8 protein-coding genes are annotated in these 17,633 nt (G+C 44.0%); all 8 read right to left on the bottom strand.

Going from position 1 to position 17,633, the window contains the following annotated elements:
* Positions 1 to 149 precede the first annotated feature (149 nt).
* The 8 genes from ACTSEZ_RS17745 to ACTSEZ_RS17710 all read right to left on the bottom strand — a co-directional run bounded on the left by ACTSEZ_RS17745 (position 150) and on the right by ACTSEZ_RS17710 (position 17,552).
* Complete coding sequence (locus tag ACTSEZ_RS17745) at positions 150 to 1,898, bottom strand: N-acetylmuramoyl-L-alanine amidase (protein ID WP_369735684.1); 1,749 nt, start codon at positions 1,896 to 1,898, stop codon at positions 150 to 152.
* A gap of 130 nt (positions 1,899 to 2,028) precedes the next feature.
* Positions 2,029 to 3,336 carry a UDP-glucose dehydrogenase family protein gene (locus tag ACTSEZ_RS17740; RefSeq protein ID WP_369735683.1) on the bottom strand — a complete coding sequence of 436 codons (1,308 nt, stop codon included), beginning with the start codon at positions 3,334 to 3,336 and terminating at the stop codon, positions 2,029 to 2,031.
* Positions 3,337 to 3,351: 15 nt separating this feature from the next.
* Positions 3,352 to 4,227 (bottom strand): UTP--glucose-1-phosphate uridylyltransferase GalU, encoded by an 876-nt coding sequence (gene galU / locus ACTSEZ_RS17735; RefSeq protein ID WP_369735681.1) that lies wholly within the window; start codon positions 4,225 to 4,227, stop codon positions 3,352 to 3,354.
* A gap of 1,016 nt (positions 4,228 to 5,243) precedes the next feature.
* Positions 5,244 to 7,478, bottom strand: coding sequence for a SpoIID/LytB domain-containing protein (locus ACTSEZ_RS17730; RefSeq protein WP_369735679.1), 2,235 nt, complete (start codon positions 7,476 to 7,478; stop codon positions 5,244 to 5,246).
* Positions 7,479 to 7,526: 48 nt separating this feature from the next.
* The gene (locus ACTSEZ_RS17725; protein ID WP_369735677.1) at positions 7,527 to 8,288 is read right to left on the bottom strand and encodes a hypothetical protein; all 762 of its coding nucleotides are present in this window, start codon (positions 8,286 to 8,288) and stop codon (positions 7,527 to 7,529) included.
* Between the two features lie 61 nt (positions 8,289 to 8,349).
* Positions 8,350 to 10,458, bottom strand: a complete 2,109-nt coding sequence (locus tag ACTSEZ_RS17720) for a cell wall-binding repeat-containing protein (RefSeq protein WP_369735675.1) — start codon at positions 10,456 to 10,458, stop codon at positions 8,350 to 8,352.
* Positions 10,459 to 10,645: 187 nt separating this feature from the next.
* Positions 10,646 to 15,280 (bottom strand): cell wall-binding repeat-containing protein, encoded by a 4,635-nt coding sequence (locus ACTSEZ_RS17715; protein ID WP_369735674.1) that lies wholly within the window; start codon positions 15,278 to 15,280, stop codon positions 10,646 to 10,648.
* A 397-nt stretch (positions 15,281 to 15,677) separates the two neighbouring features.
* Positions 15,678 to 17,552 (bottom strand): cell wall-binding repeat-containing protein, encoded by a 1,875-nt coding sequence (locus tag ACTSEZ_RS17710; RefSeq protein ID WP_369735672.1) that lies wholly within the window; start codon positions 17,550 to 17,552, stop codon positions 15,678 to 15,680.
* Positions 17,553 to 17,633: the final 81 nt, after the last annotated feature.

Raw genomic sequence — 17,633 nt, 5'->3', positions numbered from 1 at the left:
AACGTAATTTGTATAAGTTCTATATGTAGTTTTTGCATAATTTTTCGACGTATTCTGCAAGGACCTACTTATTATATCGAATATAGTCTTTCGTTAACAACCATAAAAAAACCTGAAACCGCGGATCACGTGTTTCAGGTCTTTTTGTTTCACTTGCCGTTCTTCCACAGATAGAAATCGTTTACGCCCTGTGTGATGGCTTCTGCAGCTTTGTTTTTGCCGTCGTATGTTTTGAAAATGGCTGCGTCCCCGGAGTGCGAGATAAAGCCCATTTCCACGAGGACAGATCTTGTGTAGTTTTTATCGATGACATAAAACGCTTCTTTTTTCGTGCTTCTGTCACGTGTGCCGAGAGCTTTGATTAATCTTGCCTGAATAAATTCCGCAAGCTTTGCGCTGTCATCCTTCTCACCCTGAGTAAGAGAAGAAGCTCTGAAGCTGCTGCTTGCTTTCGAACTTTTTGCAGATGCAGCTGCACTTGCATTCGAACCGTTTGTAGCAAACGTTTCTGTGCCGTTTGCTGATGCAGCTGTACTTGCATTCATATGAAGACTGACAAAGACACCGGCATTTTTCGTATATGTAAAGTCCGTCCGTTCATTTAATGAAAGAAACGTGTCATTATCTCTTGTCATGTAGGCATTGTAGCCAAGCTTTTTCAGTTTATCTGAAGCAAGCTTTCCGACATCAAGCACAACCGCTTTTTCCTGAAGACCGTTGCCGATGGCGCCAGGATCTTTTCCTCCGTGGCCCGGATCAAGGACAATTGTCTTTGAAAGAGCTGTTTCTTTAGGCTGCGGTTCAAGAGTCAGGTAGCTCGTCTTCACAAACCCCGTTTTTCCGCTGTATCTGACAGAAATCCATTCTTCCTTCAGTTCTTCAGGGTTCAGGATCTCCACTTTATTTCCCCGTGGAATGGTCAGGATAATGCTGGAAGCGGTTGTTTTCTTGGAGCGGAGATTTAATTCCTCTCTTACGTAGTACGTAAGATCTTCCGCTTTAACCGGTACCGGCTTGTTCGAAATATCAGCCGAAGGCACATAAGCATCTTTTCCGTTAAAAGACGTCACAGCCCACCCGTTTGATATGCTGCCCTTTTCAATTTTCATTTGATCATTTAGAACTAGAGAGGCAAGCTTGCCTGAAGATGTGTTTGTTGTACTGTAAATGCCCGTATTTTTATTTGCATAATACGTAAAATAAACGGCCGCAGCAGGCTTGCTTGCAATGCTGCTGTACGGGGCATATCCTTTCAGGCCATTGTACTCAATCCGGCTCCACCCGTTTTGCACGCTGCCTTTTTTCACTTTGACTGCAGAGCCTGTTGATACCTTTTTTTTCGGTGTTATCTTATTTCTTTCATTATATAAAGTGAAATCTTTCACCGCATAATAAGTAAAGAAGACCGGTGGCTTGGATGTCAGCTTGGAATAGTCCGCATAATAGTTTTTTCCATTGTGCAGAATTTCCACCCATCCATTTAATACCGTTCCTTTTCCTACTTTGATGATCGCATCCTCCGCAATCGATCCGTAGCGTTTCGTATGAGTCCCTCTTCCTGCGTAAAAACTCACCGGTTCTTTTGTATAGTAGCTGAAATAGATTTTTGCTGGCTTTTTGTTAGTAATATAAGATGATTTCGCATAAAGTGTTTTGCCGTTCAGCTGAATTTTTGCCCAGCCGTTCTTGATTGCACCTTGTTTTACAGCAAAGGCAGTCTGAAATGGAACATGTAACGCTTTGGCATAATGATCGCCAGGTCCTGTCCGTGCTTGAAAGTCATTTTTGGCATAATAGGTAAAGGCGGCAGCTGCTTCTGCCTGATGAGCCGGCATCGCCTGAAAGACTCCAGCAGTCAGCAGTAAAACGGCCAGCAAGCTGGCTAAAAGCTTTTTCATTCTATTTGTTCCTCCCGGTTGATTGATACTGGGACTTTTTTCCGCACAGTCCACTCCTTTTATATATCGCATCCAACTGGGAAAACTTTAGAAAAAACCACAAAAAAATGGCCCTCAAATTTGAGGGCCGTCATGCACGGACAATTTCTTTTCTTCCTACTGAAATATACGTCATCCAGTCCGGAATATCCCGGAGACTGTAAATGTTTCTGCCGTCAAAGAGCAGAGGCTGCTTCATTTTTTCACGGTAAAGATCCATCGGGTATGAAGTGATAGAGTCCCACTCTGTCACGATAAAAGCTGCATCAGCCCCTTCGATCGCTTCTGAGACGGAATCACAGTAAGTGATGGAATCTCCGAGAACTTTGCGTGCCTCTTCCGCTGCAATTGGATCATAGCCTGAAACAGCGGCACCCTCTTTTACAAGCTCCTTCGCAAGAACCAGAGATGCCGCTTCCCGCACATCATCTGTATTCGGCTTAAAAGCAAGACCAAGAAGGGCCACTTTTTTCCCGGAGAGGCTGCCCAAATGCTTTCTGGCAGATTCAATCAGCTTCAGGGGCTGGCGGTTGTTAACCGAAATAACCGAATCGAGCAAATCAAACTGGTGCTGCACATTTCCCGCAAGCTGAACGAGTGCTTTCGTATCCTTTGGAAAACAGGAGCCGCCGTACCCGATGCCTGCCTTTAAAAACTGCGGCCCGATCCGAGCATCTTTTCCAATGCCTTCAGCAACATCCTCAATATCCGCTCCGAGCTTCTCGCAGATGTTGGCAATTTCGTTGATGAAACTTATTTTTGTGGCCAGAAACGCATTAGCTGCATATTTAATCATCTCTGCACTCCGGATATCAGTCCTGACGACAGGAATGCGAAGAGGCTTGTAAAGTTCTTCAAGCAGGTCACCGGCCGATGCCGTCTCTGAACCGACGACAATGCGGTCTCCATGGAACGTATCATGAATTGCTGACCCTTCCCTTAAGAATTCAGGGTTGGATACAACCTCAACTTTAACGGAGAGAGGCTTATGCTGATTCATCACATTCAGCACGTGTTCATTTGTCCCGACCGGAACGGTGCTTTTCACCGCGACCACAACATCCTTTTTCAGCTGTTTCGCTATCTGCTCAGCTGCGGCGTTTACATATGTAAGATTGGCTGAGCCATCTTCATTCTCAGGTGTTCCAACCGCGATGAAGATCACGTCGCTCTCGCCGTAAACCTGTGCTGAATCAGTTGTAAAATCAAGGCGGCCAGCCTCATGATTTTTCTTCATCAGTTCTTCTAAACCAGGTTCATAGATAGGTGAAATCCCCTGAGTCAGCTTGGCAATTTTCTGCTCGTCAATGTCAACACACGTTACGCGGTGCCCGATTTCTGCAAGACACACCCCTGTAACCAGTCCTACATATCCTGTTCCGGCTACTGATACTCTCAAAAGAATCCTACCTTTCTAGTTTGAAACTTTGCTTTTAATATACTTCACAATATCATCTCTAAGTTCTTCATTATCCATCGCAAAATCAATCGTCGCCTGAATAAAACCAAGCTTATCTCCCACATCATAGCGCTTGCCGACAAAATGATATGCCGTTACCTCTTCTTTTTGGGAAAGCTCTTTCAGTGCGTCTGTCAGCTGGATTTCTCCTCCTGAGCCCGGCTTTAAATTTCCGAGTATCTCGAAAATCTCGGGACGAAGGATATACCGCCCGAGAATCGCAGTATTGGAAGGAGCATCCTCGCGCTTTGGCTTTTCAACCAGGTCCCGCACTTTGTACACGTTATCGGCTTTCTTTTCGTTTTGATTATAACTGACGATTCCGTATTTGGACACATCTTCAGGCTTGACCTTTTGCACGCCGATGACTGTGCTCTGGAACTGATCGTACACATCAATCAGCTGCTTCAGGCAAGGCACATCAGACTGAACGATGTCATCCCCGAGCATAACCGCAAACGGCTCATTGCCGATAAAGCGTCTTGCACAATAAATAGCATGCCCAAGACCAAGCGGCTCTTTCTGGCGGATATAATGAATGTTCGCAAGCTCGGAAATACCCTGAACTTTGCTGAGCAAATCCCATTTCTCTTTCTTCACTAGCGTCTCTTCAAGCTCATACGATTTATCAAAATGATCCTCAATGGCACGCTTCCCGCGGCCGGAAACAATCAGAATATCTTCAATCCCAGACGCAACCGCCTCTTCAATAATGTACTGAATCGTCGGCTTATCCACAATCGGCAGCATCTCTTTCGGCTGTGCCTTCGTAGCCGGCAAAAACCTCGTACCAAGCCCAGCCGCCGGAATAATCGCTTTCCTCACTCGCATGTCAAAATCCCCCCGGTAATGTCGTATAAAGTCTCTCCTATAATAGTACAACACAGGGAGGATTGATTCCTTTAATGTTTTATGAAAGTTTGGTAAACCGAAAAGCGGAGCCGACCTTTTAGGCCTGACAGGCAGAAAAGAAATCACCCGAAAAGTCCGGTTTTGACTTTTTGGGGGATTTTGTTCTGACGGAAGGGCTGGGAGGCGGAGCTGGACAATGCGAAATGCGGAATCAGCCGTTCTTGCAAAATGTTTACAACACTTTTTAACCACTCTCTCAACCACAAAGTGTTGCTAAAACCTGTTAACTTCACTTTCCAACCACTCGCTCAACCACAAAGTGTCGCTAAAACCCTTTTACTACACTTTCCAACCACTCTCTCAACCGCAAAGTGTTGCTAAAACCCTTTTACTACACTTTCCAACCGCTCTCTCAACCACAAAGTGTTGCTATAAGCCGTTTACTACACTTTCCAACCACTCTCTCAACCACAAAGTGTCGCTAAAACCCTTTTTACAACACTTTCCAACCGCTCTCTCAACCACAAAGTGTTGCTAAAACCCGTTTACTACACTTTCCAACCACTCGCTCAACCACAAAGTGTTGCTAAAACCCTTTTACTACACTTTCCAACCACTCGCTCAACCCAAAGTGTTGCTAAAACCCGTTTACTACACTTTCCAACCACCCTCACAACCACAAAGTGTTGTTAAAACCCGTTTACTACACTTTCCAACCACTCGCTCAACCGCAAATTGTTGCTAAACCCTGCTTACTACACTTTTCAAACACTCACTCACCGGCAAAGTGCCGTTAAAACCTGTCTACTGCACTTCACCACCACTCCCTCATACCTAAAGTGCTATAAAAAAATCAAACCGCCGCCCCCTCTTTCTCTAACTGCAGTTGGGCATTTTGCTTTTAGCAGCGCAGCAAGGACTAAAGGATCCAGCTTCGCGCGCCAACCGCAGGCACATAAAAAAACGGCTCTCCTATAGAGAGCCGGCTTAATGACCTACTGCAAAAACCAGTTTTGCAGGTTGATTCGGTTTTGTGCAGTGATTGCACCTTTTCCGCCAAGGTAGTGAATATGCGGGATAAAGGTCATATTATCGTAAATATAGCTTGATACTGGAGTCGGAACAGAATCCTGGTCAACAAGGATGATCGGCGATCTTGTGTTGGCTGCAAGCACTGAACCCGGAAGAGCATCGATGAATTCAGTTCCCTGCGCAAAGAAGATTTTACGTGTATCAAGGTTATATTTCTTGACGATATTGATGCTCGTTTCGTAGCGGTTTTTGCCGTCTACACGGTCTACGTTTCCTTTGCCGACAAGTGTCTCAAGTTCAGCAAACACTTTGGCAGACACAGCGACATCTCCTCCAATAACGGTCACTTTGCGCACTCCGCTGTCTTTTATATAATCAGAGACAGCTTTTGGCACGGCATCTTTTTTGGCAAAGAGGATTGGAATTTGCTCTGCCGCCGCATAAGAGGCAATGGACAATGCATCAGGTGAATTGCTGCTGTCGGATGTGATGAAAACTTCACCTGAGTGTCCGACCTGTCTTGCGACCAAGGCTGCCGTTTCATAGCGTTCAGAGCCGCTGATGCGCTCAACTGCCGGTGCGATGTTTCTTAATTCTGATTCAACTTCTGCGGATACAGCCGTTGTTCCGCCCAGAATGATGATGGCAGCAGGATCAAACGTATTCAATGTCTGTCTGACTGAATCTGATAATTGATTTGGGTTTGTCAAAAGCAGAGGAGCATTAAACTTCTTGGCAAGTACGCTTCCTGTTAAAGCATCAACGGGATTGTCTCCTCTGCCGATAAAGACTGTTTTGGCGGAGGACCAGCCGAATTTCGCGATTTCCGAACTTGTTTCGTAGCGGTCGTACCCTTCAATTTCTTCTATAACATTATGAATGTAGTTATCATAATTCGTTCCCGGATAATAGAAATCGGTAATTTGCATATAATTCTTTTTCTGATCCGCCATAGCTTTGGCTCCGTACTGGCTCATGCCGACGCCGTGCCCATATCCCCGGCCGCTGAACGTATAGATGCCTTTTTCAAATGTAAGCGAGTCAATGAGATGGCTTTTAAAATTCGTTGTTCCAAACATTGAACGGAGAATGGAAATATTGACGTTGACGCCTTCTTTGACGACCGTCGCAATTTTTCCGTCTTTCATCTGATAGGTTCCATTTGCGTTCTTCACATAAAATTCAAGACGGTAGCTGCCCGTTTTTCTCCGGTCGCCGCTTGTTTTTTCACTTGATACTGCAAGGTTTTTTACATTTACGATCTTAAGGTCTTTGTCTGTATAATTTTTATCTGTCTTCAGCCAGGTTTTTATGGCTGCTGCGTATTTTTCATCTTTTTCTTTTACAGCTGTCCACCATGAACCCGGATTAGCCAGGTTCAGTGATGCAGGGTTAATTTGGACTTCGTTTACCGCGACTGTCCAGCTGTTCACCGGATCAAAAGGATCAGTTTTTGAAGGGAGATAAGACAGCGGAGTTCCTGACGTCCACACGTTGGCGTTATTTTCAGTTCGGCCGCCATTGCTTGAGCTGTAAGGAGCGTCAATAAGCTTGCTGTCCGCTTCGAGAACCTGCCCTTTCGTACGGTTTACAGCTGTATTGGTGTTGGCATAAATGGAAGTTGACCAGATATAACCATCGTATTTCTGAAAGCTGACGGTATCGTCAATTGTCTGATTGATTCTTTTCAGGGCAAACGTTCTGGCTGCTACACTCTGTGCCTTAAGGGATTCAACTGGCCAGCCTGAAGGCATTTCACCGGGAACGACGCCTTTCAGGTAATCTTCAAGCGGAAGCTGATTCACAGGGCGCACATAGACGCTGTTTTCAACAGCAAACTTCATCGTGCCCAAATATGGACGGCCGTTAATGCTGATCACATTCTCCGTTCCATACTTCACCGGATCAAAGGCGCCTGAGCTGCCGAGAGTTTTAGCTTTAGCGCTTCCGTTGTAAAGCACCAGCACTCCGTTTTCATTTTTCACTTTATACGTATTGCCTTTTTTCAAAAGAAAGCCGGATTCCCCTGACAGCATATATTCACCGTCAACTGTGACCGTAACTTCCTTTGCTTTTCCGACATAGTTTTTCAGACTGACAGAGACTTCTGAAGGATTACCAGAAGCAGCGAACGCATTTTCTTCAGAAAACAAAAAGAAGAGAGTTAACGCAACAATTGACATAAAAACCTTATTCAACAGTAATTCCTCCGCAATAATAGATTGAGAGCTTATAGAATTACTAGTTTATTCAACAGAGGACAGACTTGACTCACCCTTATACCCATTTTCGCCTGTCAGTTCAAAATCTTCTTTTACCAGTCCAAGGCCGGGCGCATAATACCTGGTGAAAATCGTTTCTTCTCCCACTACCTCATTTGATGTTTTCTGAATGACAACCGCGTTTTCGATTTTTCCGTATGGTGTTTCAACCGCTGCAGAAGAATCTAGCAGCTTCCAGTCAGCACCTTCACCGAGCAGCTTTTCATTCATATTCGGTTCAAATGTATCAAGCAGATCCGCCGTGTGATCCTGAAGCTCTCTGTCCTCATAGACGAGAGTCATTTCAGAGCCTGTCCACTTATAGATCTGGGTAGTTGTTGAATCTCCTAATCTCAGAGCAATCTGAACATAGTCATCATTTGCTGCGGTAATTGTTTCCGTCAGCAAAACGGTCCCCTGTTCCTCAAACTGCTTGGTTGCTCCGGTCTTAGGACGGTAGGCCTTGTAAGGACCGTCCGAACTATTCTTGCTCTCTTTCTTTTTATCGGAATTTCCTGTCATTTCTTTAGAACTTTCATTGCCTTCTTCTTTCTCTTTTTCTTCCTTTGCCTGATCTGACGGCTCAGTGTCTTCAGATGGCTTGCTCTCTTTTTCTGGTTCTGCCGCAGGTTTTTCGTCCTGTACCGGAGCTTCTGATTCCGGTTCTTGCACAGCTTCTTCCGGCTCCTGAGAACAGCCGGCTGCAACTATGAGAGTCACACCCAAAATAAACATCCATTTTTTCATATTTATCATTCCTTATCTAAAAAAGATCCGGGCATATGACTTCAAGCCCGAATCTTTTCTATTATCTGATTCTGTTGAAGATCTCGCTGCTCATTTCAGCAGGGACTGCCCCGCCTACCAGCGTCATTTCCTTCATATGATGCTTCCCGCCGTATTCCATAATATAGGTTTCAAGCGGACGGTTGATTGCCGGGCCTGTCAAAATCAGCGGCGCTTTCGTTACGATGGAAAGCGGTGCTGCCGCCAGCGCATCAGGGAAGTTCGCTCCTGTTGATACCATGATAGAATCTGAGCTTAAACTGGAATCGAATTTCCATAATACTTTAGCGAGCGTTTCATATCGGTTTTCCCCGGCTAAACGCGTATAGCTTGACGGTCCTGCGTTTTTCACCTGCGTATCGACCGCTGATGTCAGCACGCTCGTCCCGCCGACGATAAGAGCCTGTTTGCCTTTCAGCTTTGCACTTGACGCGCTTGGAAGTGACTTCGTATCCGAAAGCATGATGGCCCAATTTTTCTGGGCTGCAATCGGTGCTGCACCCAATGCATCAGGATAGTTTCTGCCTGAAGCAATGAAATAGCCGTCAACATTTCCTATCTCGTTCAGGATTTTCTGGTTCGTTTCAAAGCGGTTTGCTCCGCTGATTCTCTGTGTCGAGAGTTTCATTGATTGAAGCTGTGTTTCAATCCCTTTTGTAACCGCGACTTCTCCTCCGAGAATAATCGCTTTTTTCGCTTTAAGACGGCTGATTTCATTTATTGTGTCTGTCCCAAGCGAGGTTCCTTTCACTAAAAGGATTGGCGCAGCGCCGTGCTTGCGTGAGAGCGGTCCGGCAGAAAGAGCGTCCGCATACTCTGTGCCTGTTGCAATAAGAATCGTTTTGTCAGGCTTGCTGTCTGCAAAACCTGCAGGGTACATTTTACGTGACACGCTGATGGCTGTCTTGTAGCGGTCATCCCCGGCAAGCTTTATGACAGGAAGCTTTCTTGTCACTTTGTCGTTTGCGATATTCGTAAAGACAATTTCGCCCGAAACTTTATTAATGACTCTTGCGTTTGGAGCATTCTTCTCTGCAATATGGCGCGCATGTTCAAAGTCTACGTAGCTTCCTTTCTTCGTGCCGCTTACGTATAGTTCATATTTAGCAGGCAGGAAGTTAGACCACAGTGTAAATCCTGTACTTTTATAGACCAGTCTTGTATTGCGGTAGCTCTGTGCATACTCCATGGCATCCGGTGAGGTATAGAAATCTCCCAGTTTGCCGACGGTACGGTGATGCACTTCATAGAGAGCCGTTGTTTTATAGATATCTTTCTGAGCATTTTTGTCAAAAACTCTGACCGGTTTTGACTGTTTTTTAGCGTATGTAAGGGCCTGATCTTTTGATTTTGACGTATAAAGCTTTTTATTGCTGCTGATATCATAGACTTCAAAAACTTTGAAATAATTGACGACGGATGAAGCAAGCGCCTGGGCAGCTTTATTCTGGAAATCAGCTGTTTTGATGCGCGCTTCTTCTTCACGGTTTGTCATGAAGCCCATTTCTACAAGGACTGCAGGCATCTGTGCATTGCGGATGACATAAAAGCTCTGATCATCCATAATGCCTCTGTCGATAGATCCAAGCTTCGCAAGCACTGTCGGATGAATTTCATTCGCCAGTCTGCGGTTGTCTGCCAAGTACTTGATTTGCATCGGATCGTGCGGATACTCTTCCTTTGCATGATCAACACCATTGTAGAAATAGGTTTCATAGCCTTTTACATATGGATTGCTTGGATGTGCGTTATGATGGAGAGAAATAAAGACACTGTTATCGTTGTTTCCGCTTGCAAATGAATTGGCGGTTCTCATGCGGATATCAAAGTCCCCGCCGTCTGTGCTGCCATCAGCTTTTTTCAAGTATGGAGCAAATTCCATATCCTTGTCTCTTGTAAGATATACTTTGATCCCGCTCGTCTTAAGCAAATCTCTTACTTTTTGAGAAACAATCAGGTTGGCGTTTTTTTCACAGAAGCCGGTCGTATTACCCGTCAGGCCGCATGTGCCGCTGAATTTGCCTCCATGACCCGGATCAATCACCAGCACTTTTTCTGCAAAACCGGTGTTCGGGGCCAAAAATAGCATGACAAATAGAAGGATGCCAAGCATCCATGACTTGCTGTTCATCGTTCACTCTCCTTTTTTCTGCATGATTCGCTAGTACTCTCCTATTATAGCACCGGCTATCTGACAATTTCAGAAAAGTTAGAGATTGAAAGAGAAATAGGGAAATCTTCTTTCCTCTATCTGCTACTTTTGAACTGAAAACAGGAAAAAGCTGCCGGATTTAAAATCCGACAGCTTTCTTCATGATTTAGCGTACAATTTTGTTGATTTCAGCAAGGATGTCATTTGAAACGGCTGTTTCACCGCCAAATACTTTTACTTCGCCGATTTCATTTTCTTCAAAGAACTTGCGCACATCTGAAGAAAGTGATTTGCCGACTAAGATTACTCCGCTTTCATGCTTGGCTGCAAGTGCTCCGCCTGCTAATGCATCAGCGAAGTTAAGACCTGTAGCTGCATAAACAACGTCTAATTCCGGCTCGAAGAATTCAGCAAGCTTCACGCTTGTTGCATAACGGTCTTTGCCGTAGATTCTCTCAGCGCCAGGAAGATTTTTCACTACACTGTCAGCAAGGGCCACTGGTCCGCCGACTGCCAATGTGTTTTTAACACCAAGCTCTTTAAGAACTTTGCTTGATGCACCAGGAAGCTTATCTTTTTGTGACAAGACAACCGGCATGCCGTATTGTCCTGCATAAGAAGCTACAGCAAGAGCATCTGCAAAGCTTGTGCCATTGACTACGACTGCATCTTCAGATCCATCCGGAGCTACTTCTTCTGCAATAGCAGCTGCCGTTGTCCAGCGGTCTTTACCTGCAATACGGTCAACATCATAGCCAAGCTTCTTAAGCTGATCTTCTACAGCCTTTGATACAGCGCCTGTTCCTCCAAGGATGACAACAGTTTCTGCACCAAGTCTGTCAAGTTCTGCTTTTGTAGCACCTGACAAACCTTTTGAATCTGTCAGTAAAATTGGAGCGTCATATTGAGCTGCAAGAGGAACACCTGCTAAAGCATCTGCAAAGTCCTGTCCTTTTGCAAGGAAGACAAGCTCTGAGCTTTCCCAGCCCTCTGCACTGATTGCTGCAGCTGTCTCATAGCGGTTCTTTCCGCTGATGCGGCTGACTTTGTCATCTCCGCGGTATACTTTTACTTCTTTTACTGTCTTGTGTCCCGCGAGGTCAGTTGCTTCAACCATGAATGTGTTTTCTCCAGGCTGAAGGGAAACATCCGTGCTTAGCGTTTTCGTAATTTTGTTCATTCCGTAAGGCTCTTTCAGAAGGTTAACGAAAACTTCATCTCCGTCAACTGTCACACGAAGCTCTTCGAAATTGTCTGATGCTGTTGTTTTAAGCGTTACTTTTTCAGTTGCTTCACTAACAGAAGAAGGTGCTTCAACAGTCAGTTCAGGAGCTGTCGTATCAACAAAGAAGCGTTTGATGAAGGAAATCTTGTTTCCTGCCTCGTCTTCTCCCGCCATTGTCACGCTGTGATAGCCGTCTTCAAGCGTCAATTTTGTATCAAATTCATAGCGTTTTAACTCAGCGTTCCATTTCAGCTCTACAGGTTTTCCTGCAACTGTAAAGTTCGTCACTTTAGACTCATCTGTGATATAGCCTTTTACAGGCACTTCGCTCGTATCATACGTTCCCAGTGCTTCAGGAAGCTCAGCAATGATTGAAGGAATGGTTCCGTCATTCACGCCTTTAAATTCTTTAGCAGAAGTGTTTCCTGCATTGTCTGCCGCAAGAACGGTTACCGTTGAACCGGCTTTAAGATCGGCAATCTTGAATTCTTTTGTTGTTGGCGCAAGAGTCAGCGGGTTTCCGGCTTTATCTTTGCCGACAACAGACTGGCCATTAACAAGGACATCAAAGTATGCAAGACCTGAACGGTCATCTGATCCTTCAAATGTGACTGTGTCTTTATTGAATTCAGCTGTTAATGTCGGCTGAACCGTATCAACAATCACAGGTACGTGTACTTTTTGAGGAGCTTTACCAGGGAAATCGACCGTAGCGGCGATTTCATAGTAATACTGCCCGTCTTTAACAAGAGCATTTTTCACTTTTCCATCCCACTGTGCAGCAGGATTTAATGAGTACGTCGGACCTGAGCCGCCGTCAAAATAATGCTTGCGGACTTCAAGCTCTGTGCGGATTGCACGCAGCTGGTTTTTGTTCTCGTCAAGAACGTTGAATTTCACTTCTTTCGCATTTCTCAGGAAGGACAGAACAGGAATGATCTCGTCCTGGCTTCCATCACCATTAGGTGAAATCGCAATTTTGCGTGCATCAAAAGGCATTTTGCTGTTGAATGCATCAAAACCAAGATAGTTAAAGCTGTTTCCGTCACGTGTCACTACCCCAGCATCTCCGTAGAACGTTTCGTTCTCTGTGTCAAAATTCATGGCATCAAGGATTGGCGCTTTGCCCCAGTCTCCATTGAAGCCCACATAAGGAACCGTAAGCTGAGATAGGCCTTCAGCCGTGAATGTTACGAAGCCTTCTACAAAGTATCCGTTTTTGAAGACATCTTTTACAGATACAGGTGTTTCGACGTCATCACCTAACACTTTGGCGTTTGTCGTATCCAATGTTACCTTGACTGTTTTCGTTTCGCCGGCTGCAAGCTCCACTTTATCAGTGCTTTTGCCGTTGATTTGAATAACTGCATCAATTAATTCCTGTGCTTCAAGCCCGTTAGGAGCATAGCCCAGGGATCCTTCATTCGCAAAATCAGTCTGAACATTCGCCTTCACATCATATGCAACAGCCTGTTCACTGAAGTTTTTAATATCAAGGGTAAACTCCACTTGATCGCCAACTTCTTTAAGAGCTACTTTGCCTTCTCCTGTTTTTGACTCCGTTACTACAGCAGGAGTGTTAAGCGCTGAGTAAAGCTTCATCAGGCCTGCACCCTGGCGGCGCGGGGAGTAAGGAACTTCCCATCCTAGTGCATTATTCACATAACCTTTATCCATAACTGGCTGAGACGTATTCATAAGAATGTTTTTCGCCATCTGAACTCGTTTTGCTCCTTCAAGATCAAACAGCTCGTCCACTTTCTCAAGAACAATCGCAGATCCGCCGGCAACGTGAGGAGAAGCCATGGATGTTCCGCTCATGATACCGTACTGATTGTCTTGGAATGTAGACAGAATTTTACCGCCCGGTGCCGTAATTTCCGGTTTGAAATCAAGGTTAGGCGTTATACCCCAGGAAGTGAAGGCAGACATTTTTCCTGCATCGGCATTAGGAGCCGCTACTTTGTCATCACCGAAGGTCACTTCAAGCTTTTTGCCTGCTTTTGCCTGTGCTTCAAGTGCGTTTCCGTCAGCTACACTCAGGGAGATGATTGGAATAACCGGCTTATCAAGAGCCATATTCACATAATCGCCATGTGCAGGCAAACCGCGGATGATGACACCTGCAGCACCCTGTGCTTCAGCGGTTTTCTGGATATTTGTATAGAAATAGCTTCCAGTCCGTACAACAAATACAACTTTACCTTTAACATCTTTTCCTTCATAACCTGCAGGCTGACCGTCGCCTACATATACAATTTCAAGCTTTTGCCCTTTAAATTTATCAAGGAACTTAGGTCCGTCCTGTTTTTGGTATCCGATTGTACCAAATGGAGCACCATCTGCATCCACCTTCATTGCATCAAGGTCAATTGTAGAGTTTTCAAGTGAAGCGACCTGAAGTGAATCGTAAGACAGACCAGGAGCTCCTACTACTCCAACGTCAGGATTGCTTGCATACGGGTTTGCAAAACCATTTCCTAAATGAGCAGAGTTACCGGCTGAAAGAGCCATAAATACGCCATTTTCAACAGCTCTTGCAATGGCCATCTGCTCAGGATCTTCAGGCAGTACAAACGATGCTGTTGAGCCTAAGCTCATGTTCAGCACATCTGCACCAAGAGCAATCGCATCATCAATCGCTTTAATATAAATGTCGCCCCATGTAGACGGCATTTCCGGATCATTTCCAAAAACTTTAAGAGCTAAAAGCTGCGCTTCAGGAGCCACACCTTTTAAGCCGCCGTTATCTTCATCGCCATTTGCCCCGACTGTTCCGCCGACATGCATGCCGTGCATGGAAGCGCCAGGTCCAAGATCAAGAATTTCTTCGTTTTCATCCATATAGTTATAGCCATATGGCACTTTTTCTGTATAGAACTTGCCAGGCAGGCCAAACTCAGACTTAACATCATTTACAGCACCTTCAGAAAGGGCAGGAACTGTATCTTCGCTTAAAATCATGTCTTTGTGGCTTGGATCAAGACCTGTGTCGATAATTCCGACGATCATGCCTTCTCCGTCATAGCCAAGGTCCCATGACTCGCGCGCTTCAACCAGTTCTTTACTGTACTTCATATCAGGCTTTACTTTTGGACGCTCGTATTCATGAGCAATTGTTACATTATTTACACCAGTCAGCTTCTCAATGAGAGCAATCTTGCCGTATTGAACTTCTCCGGAGAAACCGTTGACGACTGTTGTAAATTCCTGTTCGAATTTCATTCCAAGATTTTTGGAAGCGATTTGATTTTTGACAGCTTTTTGCTCTTTAAGAGCATTGGCTTTCAGCTCGTCCTGTTTAGCCTTTGGCAGAGCATCAAATTTCTTCCCTTGTTTTGTTGCATATGTAATTGCAGGCTCGCCTTCTACTTCGACAATTACACGTACTTTATCTGAACTCTTGTACTGTTTTCCTGTGTCAGGATTTTTAAGTGTCTGCTTGCCGAAGTTTTTCTTCACTTCAGTATTTGCATTCCCTTTTTGAACCGTTGGAACAGCTGCCATAGCTGCATTTGAGAAAACCAGCAAGAAAGCGAACATTAAAAATAACGATCTTTTCAGCTTAACTTTCAACTACTTGACCCCCCTAGTAAATTAGCCTCGCAATTCTCAAAAACTTCTAATTTATCCCTCCTTTTACATAGATAGAATATATTTACTCTCTTATTCTATTTGTAAAATATTGAATAGTCAAACATTTATAAAAACTTTTATTCGTTAATAAAAGAAAGACAAATTGCGACATGGATAGCCCCTAAGATAACCCTGTTATCCTTTGATGCATCGATGTTTAAAAGCAAAAATCAGAAAGGTGCCGGGATGACAGACTCCGAGTTTTTATGCACATTCCATTTATTTTTTGGTATAGGATTTCCAGTGAGGAATTGGTCCCGGCATATTTTGTCATAAGGCGACATGTTTCCCGGGGAATATTGAAAAAGCCTGCCGGAGTTGTCCGGCAGGCTGGGGTTTATTTCAGGAGGTTGATCATGTCTTCTTCCATTTGATACGTAATTTGTGGATTTGGTATTGTACTTGATTGTGCACCACCAAGTATCGTAACAGATTGGTAATTATCTATGACGTCCAAGCCCTTGTTATTCTCTTTGGCCAACATAATAGACGAATTATTTTTTGCTGCCAGCACAGCACCTGACAATGCATCAGGGAAATTCATGCCTGTAGCAACGAAAATTTCATTATTTCCTAGCGGCAATTGATTAATGATCGCTTTACTTGTTGCATAACGATCTTTGCCGCTGATTCTTACTGGATTTTTAGCCTTTAGAGAATTGAACACTTCATTTGAAATGATATCATCTCCGCCTATTACATAAGCTTTACTCGCTTTATTGACAGCTGGCATGATTGCAGCTGGAATGCCGGTCTTTCTTGTGAGCAGAATTGGGTGCCCATTTTTAGCTGCATAAGGAGCAATTGAAACAGCGTCTGCAAAGTTTGTGCCAATTGCAAGAATAGCGGTATTTGAAGATATCTGTTCTGCAATTTTAGCAGATGTCACATAACGGTCTGAACCGGCAATCCTTGAAACGCTCAACCCTAATTCATTTAAGGTTTTTTCAGTATTGGAGCTTACAACGTCACTTCCGCCAAGAAGAATGGCTTTAGTTGCTTTAAGTCTCTTAATTTCGTTAAAGACCGCAGTGTTTGCAGCACTTGGATTGCTGTTAACTAAAAGAAGTGGAGCGTCGTATTTTGCTGCAAGCGGAGTTCCCGACAAAGCATCAGCAAATTCCTCTCCAGTTGCAATTACTACTGTTTCCGACTGCTTCCATCCTTCTTTCGAAATTTCAACGGCTGTTTCATATCTGTTCTTCCCCTCAAGTCTTGTCGTGACACGTTTGAGGTAGCTTGAAGATGCATATCCTTCTCTGGAATCTTGAAGTTTAACAGGATACCAAACAAAACGGTTTGAAATTTTGGTGTTTAAGTCATAAACGAAATTTCCAGTTGGTTTAACAACAATTCCGTTACCTTGTTGAATCGGTTTTATATTTATGTCTTTAGTGGGAGTTTTTCTAATGTTTGCAATGTCCTTTGAGTTTGAAGGAACATATGTAACCAAGGTATCATTTTCATTAAATAAGTGTTTCGTCTCAGTCAAAACACCCGTTACAGTCTGAAAATGTCCTTTAGTATACTTAATACGTTCTCCTTCTTTATCACACACATATGAGAAGTCCCCCACATTCATGATGAGATCCTCAACATTTGAATCAATAAATTGGAACTCTCTTATTTTGCTGAATACTGTTTCTTGATATGCGGAAGTATTTCTTGCCCCTATAGGCTCACTGCACTTATTGACAGGGCTATTTTTAGGGACATTTCCGTTATATCTCAACATGGAGAAGTACCATTTTTCCAAATACTTTAATGGATCGTCTTTTTGCACATATGGAGTGATAAGACTATCTTTTAATCTTTTCACTCCTGAATAAATATTGTAAATCGCATTATTTTTGATTTTTTCTTTATCACCAAGATCGTCAATAAGAGTCATTTGCATGATTCCATAACCGTTATCTATTGATTTAAGGGGTTCACCGTTTTTAAACTGCTGCCAAGTGCCTTCTTCCTGAGTTGCTACTCCCTTTACAATTTCAGCAGGCACGTCCATTTTTAAAGCTACAGATGTAAGCAAACAGTTAGCTGTCTGATACGGAATGTCTTTTCCATACTGCACAGCTGGGTCATAATTACATACTTTTTTCACTTCGTTTTCAATCGTTTCATAGCTTTGGATTGAGGCTGCACCGGTTTCTGCTGCCGAAAACAGACTTAACCCCATAAAAGCAAACAATAATAAAGCAATTTTTTTCATAAAAAAGGATTCCCTCCGAAACTTAGATTCTAGTAAGATTCTATCACAAAAACCCATCAAATATTGTACAAGTTTCCAATA

Origin of the sequence: Metabacillus mesotrionivorans (genome assembly GCF_052171315.1) — a bacterium.
Taxonomy (GTDB): Bacteria; Bacillota; Bacilli; order Bacillales; family Bacillaceae; genus Bacillus_P.
Note: the sequence above shows the minus strand (reverse complement) of the source record. Positions and strands in the feature narration are given on the sequence as shown.

Bases quoted from the DNA above. Each gene is read 5' to 3' on its own strand.
- ACTSEZ_RS17710 (WP_369735672.1), bottom strand. From the start codon at position 17,552: ATGAAAAAAATTGCTTTATTATTGTTTGCTTTTATGGGGTTAAGTCTG.
- galU (WP_369735681.1), bottom strand. From the start codon at position 4,227: ATGCGAGTGAGGAAAGCGATTATTCCGGCGGCTGGGCTTGGTACGAGG.
- ACTSEZ_RS17725 (WP_369735677.1), bottom strand. From the start codon at position 8,288: ATGAAAAAATGGATGTTTATTTTGGGTGTGACTCTCATAGTTGCAGCC.
- ACTSEZ_RS17720 (WP_369735675.1), bottom strand. From the start codon at position 10,458: ATGAACAGCAAGTCATGGATGCTTGGCATCCTTCTATTTGTCATGCTA.
- ACTSEZ_RS17745 (WP_369735684.1), bottom strand. From the start codon at position 1,898: ATGAAAAAGCTTTTAGCCAGCTTGCTGGCCGTTTTACTGCTGACTGCT.